This window comes from Klebsiella sp. P1954, assembly GCF_018199955.1.
Classification (GTDB): domain Bacteria; phylum Pseudomonadota; class Gammaproteobacteria; order Enterobacterales; family Enterobacteriaceae; genus Klebsiella; species Klebsiella pneumoniae.
On sequence record NZ_CP073373.1, the window covers coordinates 5,336,305 to 5,354,709 of the forward strand.

At 58.9% G+C, this 18,405-nt stretch carries 19 protein-coding genes; 8 read left to right on the forward strand and 11 right to left on the reverse strand.

Annotated features, from left to right (window positions below):
• Positions 1-112: 112 nt before the first annotated feature.
• Positions 113-1,003 (forward strand): LysR family transcriptional regulator, encoded by an 891-nt coding sequence (locus KB890_RS25655; RefSeq protein WP_004180250.1) that lies wholly within the window; start codon positions 113-115, stop codon positions 1,001-1,003.
• Between the two features lie 46 nt (positions 1,004-1,049).
• On the opposite strand, the gene KB890_RS25660 is transcribed toward KB890_RS25655, so the two are convergent.
• Positions 1,050-1,190, reverse strand: a complete 141-nt coding sequence (locus KB890_RS25660; protein ID WP_002908189.1) for a hypothetical protein — start codon at positions 1,188-1,190, stop codon at positions 1,050-1,052.
• Positions 1,191-1,479: 289 nt separating this feature from the next.
• On the opposite strand from KB890_RS25660, the gene KB890_RS25665 reads away from it, so the two are divergent.
• Complete coding sequence (locus KB890_RS25665; protein WP_004180248.1) at positions 1,480-2,388, forward strand: DUF535 family protein; 909 nt, start codon at positions 1,480-1,482, stop codon at positions 2,386-2,388.
• A 165-nt stretch (positions 2,389-2,553) separates the two neighbouring features.
• Here the strand turns inward: KB890_RS25665 and KB890_RS25670 are convergent, their stop codons facing one another.
• From KB890_RS25670 to KB890_RS25710, 9 genes are all read right to left on the reverse strand, one after another.
• The gene (locus KB890_RS25670) at positions 2,554-2,802 is read right to left on the reverse strand and encodes a hypothetical protein (RefSeq protein WP_031280626.1); all 249 of its coding nucleotides are present in this window, start codon (positions 2,800-2,802) and stop codon (positions 2,554-2,556) included.
• A 79-nt stretch (positions 2,803-2,881) separates the two neighbouring features.
• The gene (locus KB890_RS25675; RefSeq protein WP_020323795.1) at positions 2,882-4,303 is read right to left on the reverse strand and encodes an FAD-binding oxidoreductase; all 1,422 of its coding nucleotides are present in this window, start codon (positions 4,301-4,303) and stop codon (positions 2,882-2,884) included.
• Positions 4,304-4,329: 26 nt separating this feature from the next.
• Entirely contained in the window at positions 4,330-5,145 is an 816-nt protein-coding gene (locus KB890_RS25680; protein ID WP_002908134.1) for an ABC transporter permease, read from the reverse strand.
• Position 5,146: 1 nt separating this feature from the next.
• Positions 5,147-5,977: an ABC transporter ATP-binding protein gene (locus KB890_RS25685; RefSeq protein ID WP_004180245.1), complete on the reverse strand. Its 831-nt coding sequence runs from the start codon at positions 5,975-5,977 to the stop codon at positions 5,147-5,149.
• Complete coding sequence (locus KB890_RS25690) at positions 5,974-6,957, reverse strand: ABC transporter substrate-binding protein (RefSeq protein ID WP_002908130.1); 984 nt, start codon at positions 6,955-6,957, stop codon at positions 5,974-5,976. The genes KB890_RS25685 and KB890_RS25690 overlap by 4 nt, the downstream gene beginning before the upstream one ends.
• Positions 6,957-7,838, reverse strand: a complete 882-nt coding sequence (locus KB890_RS25695; RefSeq protein ID WP_004151186.1) for a creatininase family protein — start codon at positions 7,836-7,838, stop codon at positions 6,957-6,959. Before KB890_RS25695 ends, KB890_RS25690 begins: the two co-directional genes overlap by 1 nt.
• Positions 7,835-8,314: a RidA family protein gene (locus tag KB890_RS25700; RefSeq protein ID WP_004180244.1), complete on the reverse strand. Its 480-nt coding sequence runs from the start codon at positions 8,312-8,314 to the stop codon at positions 7,835-7,837. Before KB890_RS25700 ends, KB890_RS25695 begins: the two co-directional genes overlap by 4 nt.
• On the reverse strand, positions 8,304-9,587 hold the full coding sequence (locus KB890_RS25705; protein ID WP_004180242.1) for an amidohydrolase family protein: 1,284 nt from the start codon (positions 9,585-9,587) through the stop codon (positions 8,304-8,306). Before KB890_RS25705 ends, KB890_RS25700 begins: the two co-directional genes overlap by 11 nt.
• 11 nt (positions 9,588-9,598) lie before the next feature.
• Positions 9,599-10,567 carry a PDR/VanB family oxidoreductase gene (locus KB890_RS25710; RefSeq protein ID WP_004180239.1) on the reverse strand — a complete coding sequence of 323 codons (969 nt, stop codon included), beginning with the start codon at positions 10,565-10,567 and terminating at the stop codon, positions 9,599-9,601.
• Positions 10,568-10,774: 207 nt separating this feature from the next.
• On the opposite strand from KB890_RS25710, the gene KB890_RS25715 reads away from it, so the two are divergent.
• From KB890_RS25715 to KB890_RS25730, 4 genes are all read left to right on the forward strand, one after another.
• A complete protein-coding gene (locus tag KB890_RS25715; RefSeq protein ID WP_002908057.1) occupies positions 10,775-11,674 on the forward strand; it encodes a LysR family transcriptional regulator in 900 nt (299 codons plus the stop codon).
• 294 nt (positions 11,675-11,968) lie between these two features.
• Positions 11,969-12,958 (forward strand): ABC transporter substrate-binding protein, encoded by a 990-nt coding sequence (locus tag KB890_RS25720; RefSeq protein WP_004180237.1) that lies wholly within the window; start codon positions 11,969-11,971, stop codon positions 12,956-12,958.
• Positions 12,959-12,969: 11 nt separating this feature from the next.
• Complete coding sequence (locus KB890_RS25725; RefSeq protein WP_004196412.1) at positions 12,970-14,388, forward strand: amidohydrolase family protein; 1,419 nt, start codon at positions 12,970-12,972, stop codon at positions 14,386-14,388.
• A 20-nt stretch (positions 14,389-14,408) separates the two neighbouring features.
• Positions 14,409-15,398 (forward strand): isopenicillin N synthase family dioxygenase, encoded by a 990-nt coding sequence (locus KB890_RS25730; protein WP_004180233.1) that lies wholly within the window; start codon positions 14,409-14,411, stop codon positions 15,396-15,398.
• Between the two features lie 160 nt (positions 15,399-15,558).
• Here the strand turns inward: KB890_RS25730 and surE are convergent, their stop codons facing one another.
• Positions 15,559-16,323, reverse strand: coding sequence for a 5'/3'-nucleotidase SurE (surE, locus tag KB890_RS25735; protein WP_004180232.1), 765 nt, complete (start codon positions 16,321-16,323; stop codon positions 15,559-15,561).
• An 85-nt stretch (positions 16,324-16,408) separates the two neighbouring features.
• Between surE and KB890_RS25740 the strand changes: the two genes are divergently transcribed.
• Together KB890_RS25740 and KB890_RS25745 are read left to right on the forward strand one after the other, a co-directional pair.
• Positions 16,409-16,834, forward strand: a complete 426-nt coding sequence (locus KB890_RS25740; RefSeq protein WP_004180231.1) for a MarR family winged helix-turn-helix transcriptional regulator — start codon at positions 16,409-16,411, stop codon at positions 16,832-16,834.
• A gap of 18 nt (positions 16,835-16,852) precedes the next feature.
• The gene (locus KB890_RS25745) at positions 16,853-18,361 is read left to right on the forward strand and encodes an EAL domain-containing protein (protein WP_004180230.1); all 1,509 of its coding nucleotides are present in this window, start codon (positions 16,853-16,855) and stop codon (positions 18,359-18,361) included.
• The last annotated feature ends 44 nt before the right edge of the window (positions 18,362-18,405 follow it).

An 18,405-nucleotide genomic window follows, 5' to 3' on the forward strand; every position in this document is an offset into this window, starting at 1 on the left:
ATCATTGGCGCAGGCGACTGATTTGATAATTTTGAATTTGTGACTCACTCATTTGGAATTTTAATTAATTTCCTGTTAACTAATTTTTTTCAATTAGTTAACAGGAAGAAAAATGAGAATGAGTGTCAAACAGTTACGCGCGTTTTTAGCGGTAGCTCACACTCTGAATTTCGCCCACGCCAGCGAAAGGCTGAATCTGTCGCAGCCAGCTCTCAGCCTGACCATCAAAGGGTTGGAGGAGGCGCTGGGCGGCGCGCTGCTGCAGCGCAGCACCCGCAAAGTGACCCTCACCCAGGAGGGGGAACTCTTTCTGCCGATGGCCCGTCAGCTGCTGGCCGACTGGGATAACGTCGAGGAGGCCATGCGTCAGAGCTTTACCCTGCAGCGGGGTAAAATTTCGGTCGCCGCGATGCCGTCGTTTGCCGCCAACGTTCTGCCGGAGGCGCTGAAAGCCTTCCGCGACCGCTATGCCGGGGTGAACGTTACGGTGCATGACGTGATTAATGAGCAGGTGATCGAGATGGTGCGCGAGGGGCGGGTGGAGATGGGCATCGCTTTCGAGCCATCGCCCAACCACAACCTGCTGTTTACCCCGCTGGCGGTGGACCGCTTCGTGGCGATTGTTCCCCAACAATCCCCGCTGGCGAAGAAAAAGCAGCTCTCCTGGCAGGAGCTGTTGACCCTCGACTTTATTACCCTGCAGCGCCCCTCGGCGGTACGCCTGATGCTGGAGGAGGCGCTGGCGCGCAGCGGACGTCAGCTGGACGTGGCGCTGGAGAGTCATCAGCTGGTGACGGTGGGGAGGATGGTGGCCAGCGGCCTGGGGGGCAGCGCGGTGCCGGCGCTGTGTAAAACGCAGATGGCATCGTTGGGCGCCGTCTGCATCCCGCTCAGCGATCCGCCGATTGAGAAGTGCGTCGGCGCGATCCATGCCGGACATCTGCCGCTGTCGAAGGCGGCGCAGGCGCTGCTGGATACGCTGAAAGGGTTTTTACCCACCTGAAGGTGTGGGCGTCAAAAAAAAACCGGCCTGCTGGCCGGTTTGACAATCAGATTTTGCAGGCGTCGCCGCAGTCGTCGTCGGCAACGATCGCCTGGGCTTTTTTGTCCGCTTCTTCCAGACGCTCCGCGTTGCGCTCTTCCGCTTCATCCAGGCCGCTGAAGACCAGGTTGTCGAGATCTATTTCCATAAGTTACCTATCGTTACTGGTTTTGAATCAGGGTCAAGTATAGGGCATAACCGCCAGCGGATGTAGCCGCGCTTCGCGCCGAAGGCACAGAGCGTTAAGTCGCTGAGCGGAGGGCGTTACCTACCATAAATAATCGTTGACAGAATAAGTTTAGCGACAAATAACGTCGCCAGGATAATTTCCTGCCTAAATATTAAATGAAAGGACAACGAAGGAGTAATTAAGCGTTGACGAAACGCTTTTATGTTAATATGGCCGCGATTATGGATGAATCTATGGATCTTAATCAATGGAACATACTGTTGCAGGCGCCATCAAAGAATGGCGTAAACATAATAAAGTGATCGGTCAGGTCAAAATAAGCTATAAAAAAATTTTACGAAAATGCAGAGAGCTCTCGCTCGCAGGAGGTAAATACAGAGAATATCAAGGACTTTGTGCGAAATATCAGTGCGCGCGGTTGACCGCGGTGACCAAAGGACTGGTGCCTTTTGAGGATAAACCGTTTAAAGCGTATCTCAATAAACGGCTGTCAAAACGACGCAAACTGGATATTGCCCATGGTTCACTGAATTTCATCGAGAAAACGTTTCACCCTGATGTCCTGCCGCAGCTCTACAATGTCGCGGATTTTGGCCGAGAGATGTTTTCTATTCCCTTGAAAAATGGCGATAAGCTTGACGTTAAGCTGCTGGCCTCGCCGTTTCAGGAGGAAGGGGAGCTGATGCTGCAGCTGTTTCTTGGCGACCGGCGCGTCTATAGCGTCTGTTTTTCCTGCACCGACGATGGCCGCGCTTATATCGGCGGCATCCAGGGCGGGAAAGATATCACCAATGACGAAGTGAAGGTGCTGACTAAAGAGCTGCATGGCGCGCGGCCGAAAAATATCATCATGAGCGTGCTGTATGGTTTGCTGCGATATTTCAACATCTCCACGGTCTACGCCATCGATTCTGATTACCACGTGAAAAGCGATCTGGTGAAAGCCAGTTATTCATCGCTGTGGCTGGAAATGGGCGGTGAGAAACAAGCTCGCGGCTGGTATAAACTGCCGGCGCAAGAGATCAAAAAGAGTATTGAAGAGGTGAAAAGTAAGCACCGGAGCCAGTTTATTAAGCGCGAAGGTCTTAAAGAGCTGATTCAGATTAATATGGCGAATGCCCTGCAGCAAATTACCTTGCCTGCGCGGGTGAATTAACGCCGCTCACACGTCAGGCGGGCAGCAGGGGGCTGCTGCCCGTCTGACGATATCCTTTCTTCACTGGCGCGTTTCCAGCCAGATTTCATCCTATCCCAGGGCTTTTGTGGCCGGTCGAAAATGGCGAGGCCGCGCGTCCGGCAAGCAGTGCCAGGAATACATTCTTCAGGTTTCGGCATGGGTACCGGCTTTGACGATCTGTAGCGCGCTGGGGCTCGCCACGCTGCCGCTGGCGGTGACGAACCCCGGATGGACAGTCTCGCCGCTGGCGCTGTCCACCAATGCAATATGCGACGCGCTATGCAGCACGTGCTGGTGGCCCCATTCCATCAGGGCGAACAGCACCAGCGCCGGGATACTGCTGTGGCTGGTGCCGATGGCCGCCGCCGCCGCGGTGGGCCTTATCGTCCATATGGCGGGACTGTCCGGCGCAGGATGAGGTTGGGCGGCAACGGGCCAGCGACCCGTTAGCGCCCAACCGGACCGGGGACCATCAGGTCGTGGGGCTTTCGCGGGTGGCCCGCGTCAGCGGGTTGCTGTCGAGTTCCAGCTGGTCGCGCAGCGCCCAGCCGCGCAGCTTGCCGGGGTTAAGCAATCCCGCCGGGTCGAGAGACTGTTTCACCGCCACGACGTCGGGACGAATCACGCCCTGTTTGCCGTCCTCAACCTGCAGCACGTGGGGGTTGTTAATCTTGACGTCGTTGTCGCGAAATATCTGCATGATGGCGTTAAGACGTTCGGGCGTGGTATAGCGCACCAGCTGCAGACCGCTGGCGGTGAGATTGCCCTCGATATCGCGCAGGAATTCAATATGGGACATCACCTCCCCGGCGAAGTGCTGCTCCATCTGTAAAATTTGCTGCGGATAGCGCAGCGGATCAAACGCCGTCTGCAGATAGGTCAGCGTATTGTCCACCTTGAGCGCATGCAGGGTGGTGTGGTTCCAGCAGTATTCCATTAACGAGCCGTTGCGCGTCCGGGCCTCCTCGCTGGCCTGCCGGATGGCGTTGCTCCCGCGATGGCGCGGTAACAGGCTGGCGCAGAGTCCTTCGCTCTCCTCGGCGATCAGGCTGATAACCGCATGCTGCCCGGCGCGGTAACGATCCTTGAGGTGGCTAAAATAGTCAGCGATCGGCGTGGCCAGCAGCGCCACCTGGCGCTTCACCAACCCCGGCGAGCGGACGCAGGCGTTGGCATAGTTCAGCGCATCGGCGAAATCGTCAAACACGTCCAGGCGTTCAATCCACTGGTGCGCAGGCGCCAGCGCCAGCTCAACCTCCAGGATAATGCCGTTGGTGCCGTAGGCGTGATGCAGGAGCAGCGCTTCGGGAGCCGGGACGGTCAGCACGCGGGGGACCGGCTCGACGGTCATTACTTTGACGCTGAGCACATTGCCGGGCGCAGCCAGCGGCCCATAGTTGATGGAGCCGATGCCGCCGAACCCGCCGCCGTAGAGACCGCCCAGGCTCGCCAGTCGATAGGTCGACGGCATACAGCGCAGCTCCCAGCCCGTCTGGCGGGCGGCGGTTTCGATGTCCGCCAGGCGAATGCCGGCCTGGGCCCTCACTGTGCCGTTGCCGAGGGCGACGATCTGGTTGAGCCCGGTCATATCCACCAGCAGCCCGCCTTCGAGGGGGACCAGTTGGCCATAGTTGCCGGTGGCGCTGCCGCGCAGGGTCAGCGGCAGCTGGAGCTGCGCGCAGGCGGAGACCAGCTGGCGCAGCTCCTCTTCATCGCGCGGGCGAACCACCGCGTCCGCCTGTTTCCCCGCCAGTTGCTCGGTGAGTAGCGGACTGAACCAGTGAAAATCGCGGGAGAGCCGTTTGATCTTCGCCGGCTGTAAGGTCCACTCCAGCGCCGGGAGTGCCTGCTGGATCGCCGCGACCGCGTGTTGACGCTGTTCATCAGTCATCATTCTTTTTCCTGTTCGTCAGCAGAACATTAATGAGATTGCACGGCTTCGCTTTCATGCCAGGCGCTAAGCGCCCGGCGCGAAACCCAGGACATCACGCCAAACAGCGCGATACCGGCGAGAGAGATCAGCAGCAGCGCGGCAAACATCAGCGGGATATCCAGCTGGTAGCCGGCCTGCAGGATCTGATAGGCCAGTCCGGTATTGGTCCCGCCGGTCCCGGCGACAAACTCCGCCACCACCGCGCCAATCAGCGACAGCCCACTGGAAATACGCAGCGCGCCGAAGAAATAGGGCAGCGCCGAGGGGATACGCAGCCGCACCAGCGTTTGCCAGCGGCTGGCGTGATTGAGGCGAAAATAGCTCAGCAGGCCGGGGGAGACGCTGCGCAGTCCTTGGGTGGTATTGGAGATGATGGGGAAGACCGCCATCAGGGTGGCGCACACCACCAGCGAGAGGGTGGCATCCTTCACCCAGATGATGATCAGCGGGGCGATGGCGACGATCGGCGTCACCTGCAAAAACACGATGTAGGGAAACAGGGCGGTTTCCACAAAGCGGTTCTGCACCAGGATAAACGCCACCGCGGCGCCGATGACAATCGACAGTAGAAACGAGATCAGGGTGATCTTGAGGGTGAACAGCAGCGCCAGCAGCAGCGGCGTGAGATGCGTCCACAGGCTTTCCAGCATCACCAGCGGCGACGGCACCAGAAAGGCCGGGATACGGAAATAGCTCACCGCGCCCTGCCACAGGAGCACCATCGCCACCGCGACGAGGGTCGGATAGAGAATTTTGAGAAAACGCGGATGCTGGATCCACGGCGTTGCGGTTGTATTTTTCATATTATGACTCCATACCGGACTGGCTGGCCTGCAACAGACTGTCCTGCAGCTGACGGGCATACAGGGAAAAGGCCGGGCTGACGCGGAACGCCTCGCTGCGCGGGAACGGCTCGCGGATGGGGATATCTTCGACCACCCGTCCGGGACGGGCCGCCATCATGATCACCCGCTGGGAGAGAAACACCGCTTCGTGGATCGAGTGGGTGACGAACACTACCGTCAGGTTTTGCTCCTGCCAGAGACGCAGCAGGTCGCTGTCGAGTTTGTTACGCGTAATTTCATCCAGCGCGCCGAAGGGCTCATCCATCAGCAGCAGCTTTGGTCGGGTGACCAGGCCGCGGGCGATGGAGACGCGCATTTGCATGCCGCCGGAGAGTTCGCGCGGCAGGACGTCGGCGAACTTGCCGAGGCCCACCAGCTCAAGGACTTCACTCACCCGGGTATTTCCCTCCGCCCGCGGCACGCCGGCCAGATCCAGCGGCAGCCTGACGTTATTGCGCACGCTGCTCCACGGCATCAGGGTGGCTTCCTGGAAGACGAACGACAGCGGATGCTGGGCCTTTTCCCGACTGTCGCGCCGCCACAGCATCAGCTTGCCGTCGCTGGGCTCCACCAGGCCGGCGACCATCTTCAGCAGGGTGCTTTTACCGCAGCCGGACGGGCCGAGCAGGGTAATAAACTCCCCCTGATTGATGGTCAGGTTGACGGGCAGCAGCGCCCGGGTGCCGTTGCTGTAGATTTTCTCCGCCGACAGCACCTCGATGGCCGGGGTGGCAGCGGCGGGTATAAAGCGGGTATCGCTCATCACGGTCAGTTTCGGGGCGGTATTCATGGCATCACTCCGGCGTCTTTGACCATCTCCAGGGTGTAAGTCTGCTCAAACGGCACCTTGCTGGCGTCGATCAGTTTGTTTTTCACCAGCATGTCCCAGGTTTTCTTCAGCCGCGGCTCGGTGATGATGCCGATGCCGCCGGTCTTAGCATCGCCGCCGGTCACCAGCTGGTACTGCTTCATCTGGGCAATGCCAAAGGCGATCTGCTCGGCGCCCATTTGCGGATTTGCTTTACCGATCAGGCTGTTGCCGGGGGCGGGATCCTGCAGGTAGCTTTTCCAGCCTTCCATGGAGGCTTTGACGAAGGCCGCCACCGCCGCCGGACGTTTGCGGATGGTGTCGGCCATACAGATAATCGAGTTGCCGTAGGGCGGGTAGCCCCAGTCGCTGAGCGGATAGACATAGAACGGCTGCCCGCCTTTAGCGACGGAGAACGGCTCAGAGGTCACGTAGCCCTGCTGCACCAGGTTTTTATCGGCGAGGAACGGCTGAACGTTAAAGGTATAGGGGCGCACTTTGCTGCCAGCCAGACCCAGCTCGCTTTTCGCCCACGGCCAGAAGGAGGTATAGGCCTCGGTGGCGAGCAGGAAGGTTTTGTCTTTAAGTTCCGCCGGGTTCTCCACCTTGTCATGGGTGATAAACACCGTCGGCGAGTGCTGGAACACGGTGGCGACGGTCACCGCGTGCACCCCGGCCTGCCAGGTCTCCAGCGCCTGGCCGTTGTCGCCAAGGGTGCAGTCCGCCTGACCGGCCGCCATCAGCTGCATGACGTTGATCTGCGGGCCGCCCATTTTAATTTCGACATCGAGACCGGCGTGTTGATACAGCCCGGTGGCCTGGGCCTGGTAAAACCCGCCGTGCTCGGCCTGGGCATACCAGTTGGTGAGAAAGGTAAACTTCTCCGCCGCGAAGCAGGAGGCTGAGGTCGCGAGGGCGGCCACGGTCAGCAGGGTAAAAACGGGCGTCAATCTGGTATTCATCAGGGCTCCCTGGATTCAGCAGCGAAAGAAGGTGGTAGGGACTGCACAAAGCCGTGCCAGTGCTGTTTGCCCCAGGTCGGTTCGCGACGTTCGACCCAGGCCATGCGGTGGATCTCGATGATCGCCTGCGCCCAGCTGGCGGCGAGGGAGTCGAGAAGCCCTTCGCCTTGCTCCCGCGTCGCCGGGGTCGGGTCGCCAATCACCCCGCTGGGGCCAAAGTCATACGACGCCCACGCCGCCGCCGGACGGCCTTTCGACAGGGTTGGGCAGGGGAATTCCGGGGGGAAATTAGCGACGGCCCGTTCCATATGGACGCACTCCGGCGCCAGCGCCAGCATCAGCGCCGTTTCGCTATGCCCGGCGTGCATCGCCATCCGCTGTTCATGCGGGCTGAGAAACTGTTTTTCGCAGTTGGGCACGTTGAACACGTCGTGGGGGATGGCGATGAAATCCCCGTGGCGCAGGCGCATTTCCCGGCAGGCGATCTGCAGGATCTGCGGCTGGCCGCCGTGGCCGTTGATCATCAGCAGCTTGCGAAAACCGGCCCGATAGAGAGATTCGGCGATCTCCAGCAGGGTATGCAGCAGCGTATCGCCGCTGAGGGTCAGGGTGCCGGGAAAATGCAGATGCTCCTCGGACTTACCGTAGACGATCGGCGGAATGGCGTAGGCCGGGATCGTCGCCGGCAGCCTGGCGAGGGCATGGCCCGCCACGCCGGAAGATATCACGCTGTCCACCGAGCAGGGCAAATGCGGGCCGTGCTGTTCGATCGCCCCGGTGGGGAGGACGATAACCGTATTGCTTTTATCCGGCAGGGCGGCCACGTCCGTCCAGCTCAGAAAAGGAAGAAAGCGCGCGGCAGGAATGTAACCGTTAATCATCGCGGTGCCTCGGAGTTAAATGACGGGGGTAACCAGACGGTCGCTTCGACTTCAATCAGTACCGTGGCGTCGGGCAGCATTTCGCTGACCTGCACCACGGTGGAAACGGGCGGCTGGTCGGGGTAAAACAGCTTCCTGACCCGGCTGTAATAGGGAAAATGGTCAAGGTTGCGAAAGTACTGCACCAGTTTGATAACGTCGCTCATCTGCCCTCCCGCGGACGCCACGGTGCGGCGGATGCTCTCCAGGACGTACCAGCTCTGGGCGAGGATCGGGCCCTGTTTCGCATCGGTTGAAAATTCGCCGGTCGCCCCCAGCAGCTCCCGCACCGGCTCAGGCACATCCTGAAAGCCGTTGACGATGGCGCCGGTCAGGGGATTGACCGGAATAATGCCGGAGAGAAAGATAAAATCGCCGGCTCTGCGCCAGGCAGCATACCGCGCCAGCGGCGCCCCGGCGCCTGCTTCAAGACTCATGTGCCATCTCCTCCTGCCACACGCGTCGGTGGGTTAACCTGCCGTGGTTAACCACCAGACGGGCGGCGCTGTTTAAAGGCCAGGTAAAACGGTCGCTACCCGGGAAAATCACCACGCTGGCCGCCGCCCCGACGGCAAAGGGCGCCGCGTCTGCCGGCGAACCGGTTAGCGCCGCGCGATCGCAGATCAGCCGCGACTGCCGGTCGAACAGGTCGCTGAGCTGAGCGCTGAACAGACCGCAGGCCAGGGTGTCCAGCGGGTCATAGCTCCCCGCCGGGCAGAAGGCATCCTGCACGTTGTCGCAGCCGAGCAGGGTGGCCACGCCGGCGGCCTGCGCCTCGTGCAGCAGGGTGATCCCCCGCTGGCGCGGCGTGCGGCCGAACGTCGCATCCTGCAGCAGCAGGTTGGTCATCGGCAGAGCGATAAGGGTGACGCCGTGCGCCGCCAGCTGGCGCAGGATCGGCGCCGCCTGTTCGTCGCTGCCGGCGGCCAGCGCGCAGCCGTGGCTGCAGCAGATATGTCCGGGAAAAGGGTGGCGGGAGAGATGATCCGCCAGCCAGGTCAGCCCCTGAGACACTTCGCTGAGCTCCTCATCAATATGCAAATCCAGATCCAGATCCCAGCGGGCCGCGCTGCACAGCAGATTTTCCATGGCGGCGGCGTCCCAGTTGGAGGAGTGGATGAAGCCGCCCAGCAGGCAGCGCTCTCCGCTGTTGGCGACCGTCCGGGCGATGGCCTCCGCTTGCGCTGGCTCGCGAAACAGGGGCAGCGGGACCAGCGCCACCCGCTCCAGGGTGATGCCGACGGTATCGAGGCGGGCGATCTCCTGCCAGGCGTCCGGCGCGTCGGCGGTAAACCAGTCGACATGGCTGCGCAAATGGGTCACGCCATTCGCTGCCGCCCGGGCCAGCGCGGCGGACGCCCGACGTTGAATATCCGCCCTGGTCCAGTGCCGGCGATCCTCGTGCATAGCGTGGATCGCCGCCAGCAGCCCGGCCTGCGCCGGACGGCAGCGTTCAATGGTGAATGTCTTGTCCAGATGGGCATGGGGTTCCACCAGGCCGGGGAGCGTCAGGGCTCCCGCCAGGTCCCACAGGCCGGGAGTCGGCTGGTCGGTTGGGGTCAGTGCGGCAATCCGGCCGTCGCGAAAGGCCAGGTCCGCCAGCAGCGGCTCACCGTTGGCCCGCGTCGGCCAGCCGTCGGGCAGCGCCCAGGCCGGGAGTCGGGCGCGGCTGATCCCGACGAGCGGCGCGCAAGAGGAGGGGAACGTCATCGTCAGTCTCCTCACAGATCCAAAACCAGAAGCGGGGATTTTGCCCGCGAACAGCAGAGCGTGATCTGGTCGTTGTCGGCTTTCTCTTCCGCCGTCAGCACGCTGTCCCGGTGCTCGGGGATCCCGTCGAGGACCCCGGTAATACAGGAGCCGCACATTCCCTGTTCACAGGAGAGCATGACCTCCACCCCGGCGTGCTGTAATACCTGAGCAATGGTTTGATCCGCGGCGACCTGCAGGCGCTGCCCGCTGGAGGCCAGCTCAATATAAAACGCATTTTTCGCCGCAGTATTATTTTCCGCCGCGGGAGTAAAACGCTCGAATACGAACTGCGACGGCGACCAGCGATATTCCTCCATGACCGACCGCAGTCGCTGAATAAAACCCTCCGGGCCGCAGGCTATTACTACGGTATCAGGGTGGGGCACAGTTAAGCATTCCGGGACCCGCTGGCGAAACGACGCGCCTTCCTCGCTGCAGTGAATGGCCACCGTGCCGTTCGCAGTCAGCTGGTTCAGGCGCGGGGAGAAGGCCGTCTGGCGCGAACTGGCGACACAATAATGCAGCTCCTGCGCCCCCTTTCTGGCGGCAATCGCTTCAGCCATCGCCAGCAAAGGCGTGATGCCGATACCGCCGGCAAACAGCAGGTAGCGCCCGGCCTGCGGCAGGGGAAAATGGTTGCGCGGCGGCGAAATGGCGAGCCGATCGCCGGCTTTGAGCTGCTGGTGCAAATAGCGTGAGCCGCCGGTGGAGGTGTCAGTCAGCCTGACGCAAATTTCATAAGTATTACTGCGGTCAGGCGTGCCGCACAGGGAATACTGCCGCGGACCGACGCCGGGAATAATAATATCGATATGCGCCCCGGCGGAGTAGGCCGGTAATATTTCCCCGGCCGCCGCCTGCAAAATTATGGATAGATTTCCCTGTCCGTTGGGGCGTATTTCCCCGACCGAGACCGAAATAAGATCGTGGCTGTGCATTACCGTTTTCTCTCCCTCACTCCGCTGTCTGCAGGGCGGCCAGGGGCGGCGAAGAGATAACTCCCCTTCGCGGTGAACTGTCCGGCGTGCAAGAAAATGGGTGAAACGATCGTTTCTCCGCTATGAATGCTACGGTATTGTGATAAAACTGTTGCGTCCAGAGCTTTGATTCGCACAACCCGTTGCAAAAAAGAGAGCACCCAAACCATGTTTGCCTTCTCCCGATTTCTGCTCTATTTCACCGAAGTGGCCCGTCAGGGATCGTTTCGTAAAGCGTCAGAGGCGCTGCATGTGTCGGCGTCTTCCATCGACCGTCAGATTTTGCGCGTGGAACAGGAGCTGGCGATGCCGCTCTTCGAGCGCCATCCCACCGGGCTGAGGCTGACCGCCGCCGGGGAGCTGCTCCTGCACGCGGCCAATAACTGGAAAAAGGACTTTACCCGGGTCTGCGAGCAGCTGGACGATCTGCGCGGGTTGCGGCGGGGGCATGTGCGCATCGCCACCATCGATGCCATTAACCGGCATTTCTTTTCGACGATGCTCAAAGAGGTGCATAAACATTATCCCAACATCTCTTTTACATTGACCACCATCAACAATATCCACATCCAGCAGGCGCTGATCTCCGGCGAGGCGGATTTCGGCATCATGCTCAATCCGCAGACCTCCCGTGAACTGCAGGTCCGGGCGTTTGCCGAAATGAATATGGGGATCGTGGTGCCGACCGGCCATCCGCTGGCCAGCCGCAGCGCGGTGCGCTTTAGTCAGTGCCTCGACTACCCGTTTATCCTGCCGTCCGCCCCATTGATGATCAGCGAGCCGGTGGAGGCGCTGGTGAACATCAGCGGCAACGAGGTGAAGGAGGTGGCGGTATCGAATAACATTCACATGATCCGCACCCTGATCAAAGAGCAGATGGGCATCGGCATCCTGTGCCGGCTGGATATTCTCGATGAGATTGAGTCCGGCCAGCTGGCGTTTGTGCCGCTAACCGATCCGCAGCTTAAGCCTTTCACGCTGGCGCTGTGCGTCTCGCCCGCCCGCCAGCTTTCCCTTGCCGCCTCGATGATGCTGAACCAGCTGGAGATGCTCTTCAGCCAGCTGTGAAATGTCGGGCAGGCACTAAAATCATTCATTAGCGCACCATTATGGTGCGTTTCTTGTGAGCATGAATCAAAGGTTGCATGCCCAAGGGCGGCGGCGCAGGCGATTTCTCGCGGCCGCTCGCAGGCGTTTAAATCTGGCATTGTTTTTGTATAGCTGAGTGTGAGTAGAAGCGGTCAGTACGGGTTATCCATACGGGACATTGCTCAGTCACCATGTCGCGGTTCAATGTTGACCGGGATGGGAGGCTGAGCCACATTCGCTCGCTCCCCCTCCCGGCGTAAAGAGGAGAGGGATATGAAAACAGGCGCACGCCTTCCCCGGGGCATACGCTGGCTGGGCCTGATGGCTCTCGGCGGTGTCTCGCTGGCCGTTCAGGCCGAGGAGAAAATCGTTCTGCTGACCTCCTGGTACGCCCAGGCGGAGCAGGGGGGGTATTATCAGGCTCAGGCCACCGGGCTGTACAAAAAATACGGTCTCGACGTCGAGATCCGCTCCGGCGGACCGCAGGTCAACGGCATGCAGTTGCTGTTGTCGAAGCGGGCCGATGTGATCATCGGTTACGACCTGCAGCTGCTGGAAGGCATTCAGCGCGGCTTCCAGGCAAAGGCCATTGCCGCGCCCTTTCAGTACGATCCCCAGGGGCTGCTGACTCATGCCGATGTCACCTCTCTGCAGGGGCTGAAAGACAAAACCCTGCTGGTTTCCAGCTCCGGTCAGGCGACGTGGTGGCCGTGGCTGAAGGCGCAATACCAGCTGAGCGACGCGCAGGTTCGCCCCTATACCTTCAATATTCAACCCTTTGTCGTCGATGACGCTGTCGCCCAGCAGGCCTATGTCAGCTCCGAGGTGTTCCAGGTGCAGAAGGCCGGAGTGAAGGCGAACTTCTTCCTCTTTTCCGAACACGGCTATCCCCCCTACGGCGGCATCCTTATCGCCCGCCCGGACACCATCGCCGAGCGTAAAGCGGCGATGGCGAAGTTTGTCCGCGCCTCAATGGAGGGCTGGGTGAGCTATCTCAAGGATCCGGAGCCGGGCAATGCGTTGATTAAGCAGGACAACCCGAAAATGACCGACGATCTGCTCGCCTGGGGCGTGACCCAGATCCGTGAGCATCACCTGATCGACGGCGGGGATGCCGCCAGCCAGGGCTGGGGGACGATGACCGACGCGCGCTGGCAGAAGACCCGCGACTTTATGGTCAGCGCCGGTCTGCTGGCGGCGGCCACCGACTGGAAACAGGCCTACACCACCGAATTTGTTCAGGCCATGCAGGTTAAACCCTGAGGAGCAACGCCATGTCATTAATGATTAAAAATGCCCATGCCATCCTCAGCGGTCTGCCCGGAGAGGCGGCGCGGCTGGCCGGGCCGGATATTCGCATCCGCGACGGCAAGATTGCCGCCATCGGCAGCCTGACGCCGCTGCCGGAAGAGCGACAGATCGATGCCCGCGACTGCGTGATCTATCCGGCGTGGGTGAACACGCACCACCATCTTTTTCAGTCGCTGCTGAAGGGCGAGCCGCAGGGGCTGAACCAGAGCCTGACGGCCTGGCTGAGCGCCACGCCGTACCGCTTTCGCGCGGCTTTCGATGAACATACCTTTCGTCTGGCGGTGCGCATTGGCCTAGTGGAGCTTCTGCGCTCGGGCTGCGCCAGCGTGGCGGATCACAACTACCTGTACTGGCCGGATATGCCTTTCGATACCTCGGAGATTGTCTTCAGCGAAGGGGAAGCGCTGGGGATGCGCATCGTCCTGTGCCGGGGTGGGGCGACCCAGGGGCGGGCGGTGGAAAAGGATCTGCCGGTGGCGCTGCGTCCGGAAACCTTCGACGGCTATATGGCGGATGTCGAACGGCTGGTCAGCCGCTATCACGACCCCCGGCCCGAGTCTCTGCGCCGGGTGGTGATGGCGCCCACTACCGTCCTGCACTCCGCGCCGGGCGCCCAGCTGCGGGAGATGGCGAAGCTGGCCCGCCAGCTGGGGATCCGGTTGCACAGCCATTTATCGGAAACCGTCGATTATCTCGACGCCGCGCGGCAGAAATTCGCCATGACGCCGGTGCAGTTCTGCGCGGAGCACGACTGGCTGGGAAATGACGTGTGGTTTGCCCATCTGGTGAAGCTGCTGCCGGAGGAGATTGCCCTGCTGGGCCGCACCGGAACCGGCATCGCCCACTGCCCGCAAAGCAACGGCCGGCTGGGCAGCGGTATCGCCGATCTGCTGGCGTTAGAGCAGGCCGGGGTCCCGGTCTCGCTGGGGGTGGACGGCGCCGCCTCGAATGAAGCGGCGGATATGCAAAGCGAAGCCCATGCCGCATGGCTGCTGCAGCGCGCGCGCAAGGGGATGCTGGCGCAGCCGCGCTACGCCGGGGGCACCTTTGAGGGTGGGGCCGATGCGGCCACGGTGGAGGATGTAGTGCGCTGGGGCAGCGCCGGAGGGGCGCAGATCCTCGGCTTAGCGCAGAGCGGCACCCTGCAGGTCGGCATGCAGGCGGACCTTGCCATTTACCGGCTGGACGATCCGCGCTACTTCGGCCTGCACGATATGGCCATTGGGCCGGTGGCCTGCGGTGGGCGCGCCGCGCTGAAGGCGCTACTGCTCAATGGCCGCCCCATCGTGGAAGACGACGCCATTCCCGGTCTCGACCTTGACGCGATGCGTCACGACGCGCTGGCGGCCGTCCGTACCCTCCAACAGCGCGCCGCTGTTTAACTGATAACAGGATAATGACGATGACCTCAACCACCCAGAATCAACGCTACGCCTTACAGGAACTGGAAAAAGAGGCGCTGATGGGCGCCGAGGGCGAAGAGACCTTCGCCCGCGAAGTGCGCTGTATCGACCTGTCGAACTTTGCCGCAAGAAAAAATGACATTGCCGAACAACTGTGGGAGGCGGCGGTGGAGATTGGCTTCTTCCAGGTCAGCCATCACGGTATTCCGCTGGCGGATATCCGCCAGGCGTTCAGCATGACCGAGGCGTTTTTCGACCTGCCCGACGAGGTGAAGCGCCAGTATCCGCTGGCCGGCAACGCCGGCTGGGAAAGCAAAGCGCAGGTTCGGCCGTCGACCCGCACCCCGGATCAAAAAGAGTCGTATCAGATAACCCGGCCTCTGATGGCCGGGCGCTGGCCCAGCGATCGGGAGTTGCCAGCATTCCAGCAGACAATGCTCGGGTTTGAGTCGCAGTGCTGGCAGCTGGGGATGAAGATCCTCTCCTGCTTTGCTTTAAAGCTCGGTTTTCCGGAATCGTTTTTTACCACCGCGCACGATCCGCAGCGTGACACCTATCAGAGCACCTTGCGCATGCTGCATTACTATGCAACCGAGCAGTCGCAGCAGGGGATGTGGCGGGCCGGCGCGCACACCGATTTTGACTGCCTGACGCTGCTGTTCCAGCGCCCCGGCCAGGGCGGCCTGCAGGTTTGTCCCGGTAAAGACCGCGAAAGCCAGCAGTGGACCAGCATTGAGCCGCGGGAGGAGGTGATCACCTGCAATATCGGCGATATGCTGATGCGCTGGAGCGACGACCAGCTGCCGTCTAACTTCCATCGGGTGAGAAATCCGCTGCCCCATGAATATCAGGGGCAGCGCTACAGCCTGGCGTTTTTTTGCCAGGCCAATAAAGATGTCGAGATCCTCGGGCCGCAGAGGAAGTACCCGCCCATCAGCGCCGAGGATTATCTGCAGCAGCGGATCCAGGCCAATTTTGCCAAAGGGTAAGATGCTCCCTTGCGTGGTATACCTGCCGCCGGCTTTCGCTGGCCGGGCGGCAGGATCTCCGCCGCTGAGCTTTTCAGGGAAGGGGTCGGTGAGGCAGAACCTGTCGGTTACAGAGAGCTGAGCTCCAGTTGAGCAACGGTTAATTCCAACTGATACGTGATCAATGTGAATGTATTAATCTGTCTCTGTAATGCGTTCTGTCGAAATGCAGAGGTGTGACACTGATATGCCCCGCCCTCACTGCAGAACCTTCACTGTCTGATGGTTCAGCATTTTCACTTCTTTCCAGATTCAGCCATGCGTAAGGAATAGCTCGAAGATCCTCACGCACTATAACGCCGATGTTATTCAGATTGCCTTCCCCCTGACGTGTGATGGCAATATCTTTTATGCTGTCGGGTTCTACGTCAGGAAGGTTGACATTAAAGCAGGTTCCGTAGTCCCACCGGCCCTGAATCAGGTACTTCAGTACGATTTCCGACGCATGTTCTGCAGTGTCCCAGTGAATATTATGCCTGTTGTTAAAATACTGGCTCAAGGCGATAGCACGAAAACCAAGAAGCACACCTGTCATCGCTGCCCCCACGGTGCCCGAAAAGATCGTTTCGTTACCAATATTCGCCCCCCTATTAATACCTGAAAGAATAAAATCAGGGGGTGAATCAATCATGAGATGTCGCACCGCCATTGCAACACAGTCTGCAGGCGTTCCCTCGACAACATAGCGATGAACGCCCTTTTGACGGAACCTTAAAGGAGTGTGTAAAGAAAGAGACTGTGAGGTTCCGCTTCTGTCGCAAGCTGGCGCTACCACCCAGACTTCTTTTGCCAGGCGTTGACACACTTTCTCCAGTATCTTCAAGCCTGGCGCATCAAAGCCGTCATCGTTTGTAAGCAGAAGAGTGTTACAGATAAACCGTGACATAAACTTCTCCTTGTAAAAATACCTGCATGCATACACCATATAATTACCTATGAAACAATAGTAATAACATTATGGAATTAAAATTATGTTTTCTAGTGAGATCAGTGAATTCAGATATCAGCTCACAAGGCTTGCAAGGCAACTTCGGCGAATTTCTCAGAACGATCCCCAGTCGTGGTCGCGCATGCTGGTCGTCAGTGCAATAGACAGGATGGGAAATAATGTCACCCCGTCTGAGCTGGCTATGGCAGAAGATATCTACAGCTCTAACCTTGCAGTGATTCTCAGACAGCTTGAAGAAGAGGGCATGGTTGAGAGAAAGACTGATGCCACGGACCGCAGAAAGACGAGAGTCCGTCTTACAGAAAAAGGCTGCTCAGTACTGGCTGAAAGCCGGAAACGCCGCGATGACTGGCTGGCACAGGCCTTTGATGAGGCTCTGTCCCCTGAAGAAGCAACACACTTGTTAAAAATGACGCCATTGCTGAATAAACTAGCAGACCATACTTAATCATCAGTGATAGAGACAATGAAAAAAAGGGTATATCTGCAGATCCTGTTGCCGGTGCTGATGACGCTTATTGTTCTGTCAGTAACTAACTATTTTATTGTTTTGTCCCAGAAGGACTACCAGTCGAGGGTGGCTGAACGGTTATTACAATACTCCGAACGGGTAGCAGGGCAGTTAGCAGATGCTATTGAAGTTGCTGAAAGCTCAGGTATTGCAGGCTGTACACCAGCCGGTATCAATCTTTTGAGAACCATCCGACAAAAAAATAAATACATTGATGATATAGGTATCGTCAACGGCAACCGCATTCTCTGTACGGCTGGATGGGGAACATTAAGGAGCAGTATTCTCCTGTCGTCTCCTCCCTACCAGACGCCGAGCGGATATTTATTGTACCCGGTCAGAAAGGACAATGTTCATCTTCGCAACCCCGGAACCGTAACGATAAAACATAATATTGCAGTAGTATCTCCTGCGCTGACGTTTGCCAACGTCCTGAATGTGAATCCCGACTTTTACATTGCCCTGGCCGTGCGTAACGGGCAAAAGCAGCTCTTTTCCCTGGGGAAAAATTATCTTGCCCTGCAGGCGACATCGGGTTCTCCTTTTCGTATCAGTACCCGCCATTGCAGCCAGATCCGCGATTTATGTGTCACAACGAATAAACCGGACGGTGGGGTTATGTCACTCTCCTGGATGCTGATTTTCCTTCTGAGCCTGTTCGGGATAATTACCGGTTGCTGGATGGTCTCGCTTATCGATTCAGCTCTTGAAGCTAAAAACTCGCTAGAAAAACGGTTTATCCGGGCGGTCAAGAAAAAAGATTTTTATATTGAGTACCAGCCGATCGTTCAGGCCAGCGACAGAGTTGTGGTGGCGTATGAAGCCCTGGTCAGATGGCAGGACCGGTATTTTGGCCGGGTATCTCCGGAGCTGTTTATTGGCCTGGCCAGCAGGCTAAAACTGTACCAGAAACTATCAGGATTTGTGACGGAAACCGCTCTGGATGAAATGCAGGAACATCTGAGAAGAAATCCTTCACTCCGGCTTTCACTGAACGTAGGTGATAATGAAATGAATGACTGTCAGTTCCTGGAACAACTGGTATCAGGCTGCCGCCGCCTTAAAATTCAGCTCCAACAGATCAAACTGGAGATCACTGAAAGTTCACGATCTGAATCAGGTTTGATTGCCGCATTTTGCCAGCGAGCCAGGGAATATGGTTTTAATATTTCCCTGGATGATTTCGGTACAGGAACCGCGAATATCGAATGGCTGACGGTACTGGATTTTGATGAGATAAAAATAGACCGAATTTTTATTGCCAATATTGATGACCCCGTGAAGCGCGCCTTACTGGTTTCTGTGGTGAAAGGATTACGTGGCACCGGAAAACCACTGGTGTTTGAGGGGGTGGAAACACCCGCCCAGTTTAAATTTATCCGTTATCTGGATAAGAAAGCGCTGATACAGGGGTGGTTTACAGGAAAACCTGCGCCAATCGCTGCCTTGAACATACAGGTTTAAATAGCGTGGGTAAATCAGGTTCGGTTGCCATGTCATGCCTCTTT

Coding starts and splice junctions, on each gene's coding strand:
- KB890_RS25655 (WP_004180250.1), top strand. CDS start 113: ATGAGAATGAGTGTCAAACAGTTACGCGCGTTTTTAGCGGTAGCTCAC.
- KB890_RS25660 (WP_002908189.1), bottom strand. CDS start 1,190: ATGGAAATAGATCTCGACAACCTGGTCTTCAGCGGCCTGGATGAAGCG.
- KB890_RS25665 (WP_004180248.1), top strand. CDS start 1,480: ATGGAACATACTGTTGCAGGCGCCATCAAAGAATGGCGTAAACATAAT.
- KB890_RS25675 (WP_020323795.1), bottom strand. CDS start 4,303: ATGATGACTGATGAACAGCGTCAACACGCGGTCGCGGCGATCCAGCAG.
- KB890_RS25680 (WP_002908134.1), bottom strand. CDS start 5,145: ATGAAAAATACAACCGCAACGCCGTGGATCCAGCATCCGCGTTTTCTC.
- KB890_RS25685 (WP_004180245.1), bottom strand. CDS start 5,977: ATGAATACCGCCCCGAAACTGACCGTGATGAGCGATACCCGCTTTATA.
- KB890_RS25690 (WP_002908130.1), bottom strand. CDS start 6,957: ATGAATACCAGATTGACGCCCGTTTTTACCCTGCTGACCGTGGCCGCC.
- KB890_RS25695 (WP_004151186.1), bottom strand. CDS start 7,838: ATGATTAACGGTTACATTCCTGCCGCGCGCTTTCTTCCTTTTCTGAGC.
- KB890_RS25700 (WP_004180244.1), bottom strand. CDS start 8,314: ATGAGTCTTGAAGCAGGCGCCGGGGCGCCGCTGGCGCGGTATGCTGCC.
- KB890_RS25705 (WP_004180242.1), bottom strand. CDS start 9,587: ATGACGTTCCCCTCCTCTTGCGCGCCGCTCGTCGGGATCAGCCGCGCC.
- KB890_RS25710 (WP_004180239.1), bottom strand. CDS start 10,567: ATGCACAGCCACGATCTTATTTCGGTCTCGGTCGGGGAAATACGCCCC.
- KB890_RS25715 (WP_002908057.1), top strand. CDS start 10,775: ATGTTTGCCTTCTCCCGATTTCTGCTCTATTTCACCGAAGTGGCCCGT.
- KB890_RS25720 (WP_004180237.1), top strand. CDS start 11,969: ATGAAAACAGGCGCACGCCTTCCCCGGGGCATACGCTGGCTGGGCCTG.
- KB890_RS25725 (WP_004196412.1), top strand. CDS start 12,970: ATGTCATTAATGATTAAAAATGCCCATGCCATCCTCAGCGGTCTGCCC.
- KB890_RS25730 (WP_004180233.1), top strand. CDS start 14,409: ATGACCTCAACCACCCAGAATCAACGCTACGCCTTACAGGAACTGGAA.
- surE (WP_004180232.1), bottom strand. CDS start 16,323: ATGTCACGGTTTATCTGTAACACTCTTCTGCTTACAAACGATGACGGC.
- KB890_RS25740 (WP_004180231.1), top strand. CDS start 16,409: ATGTTTTCTAGTGAGATCAGTGAATTCAGATATCAGCTCACAAGGCTT.
- KB890_RS25745 (WP_004180230.1), top strand. CDS start 16,853: ATGAAAAAAAGGGTATATCTGCAGATCCTGTTGCCGGTGCTGATGACG.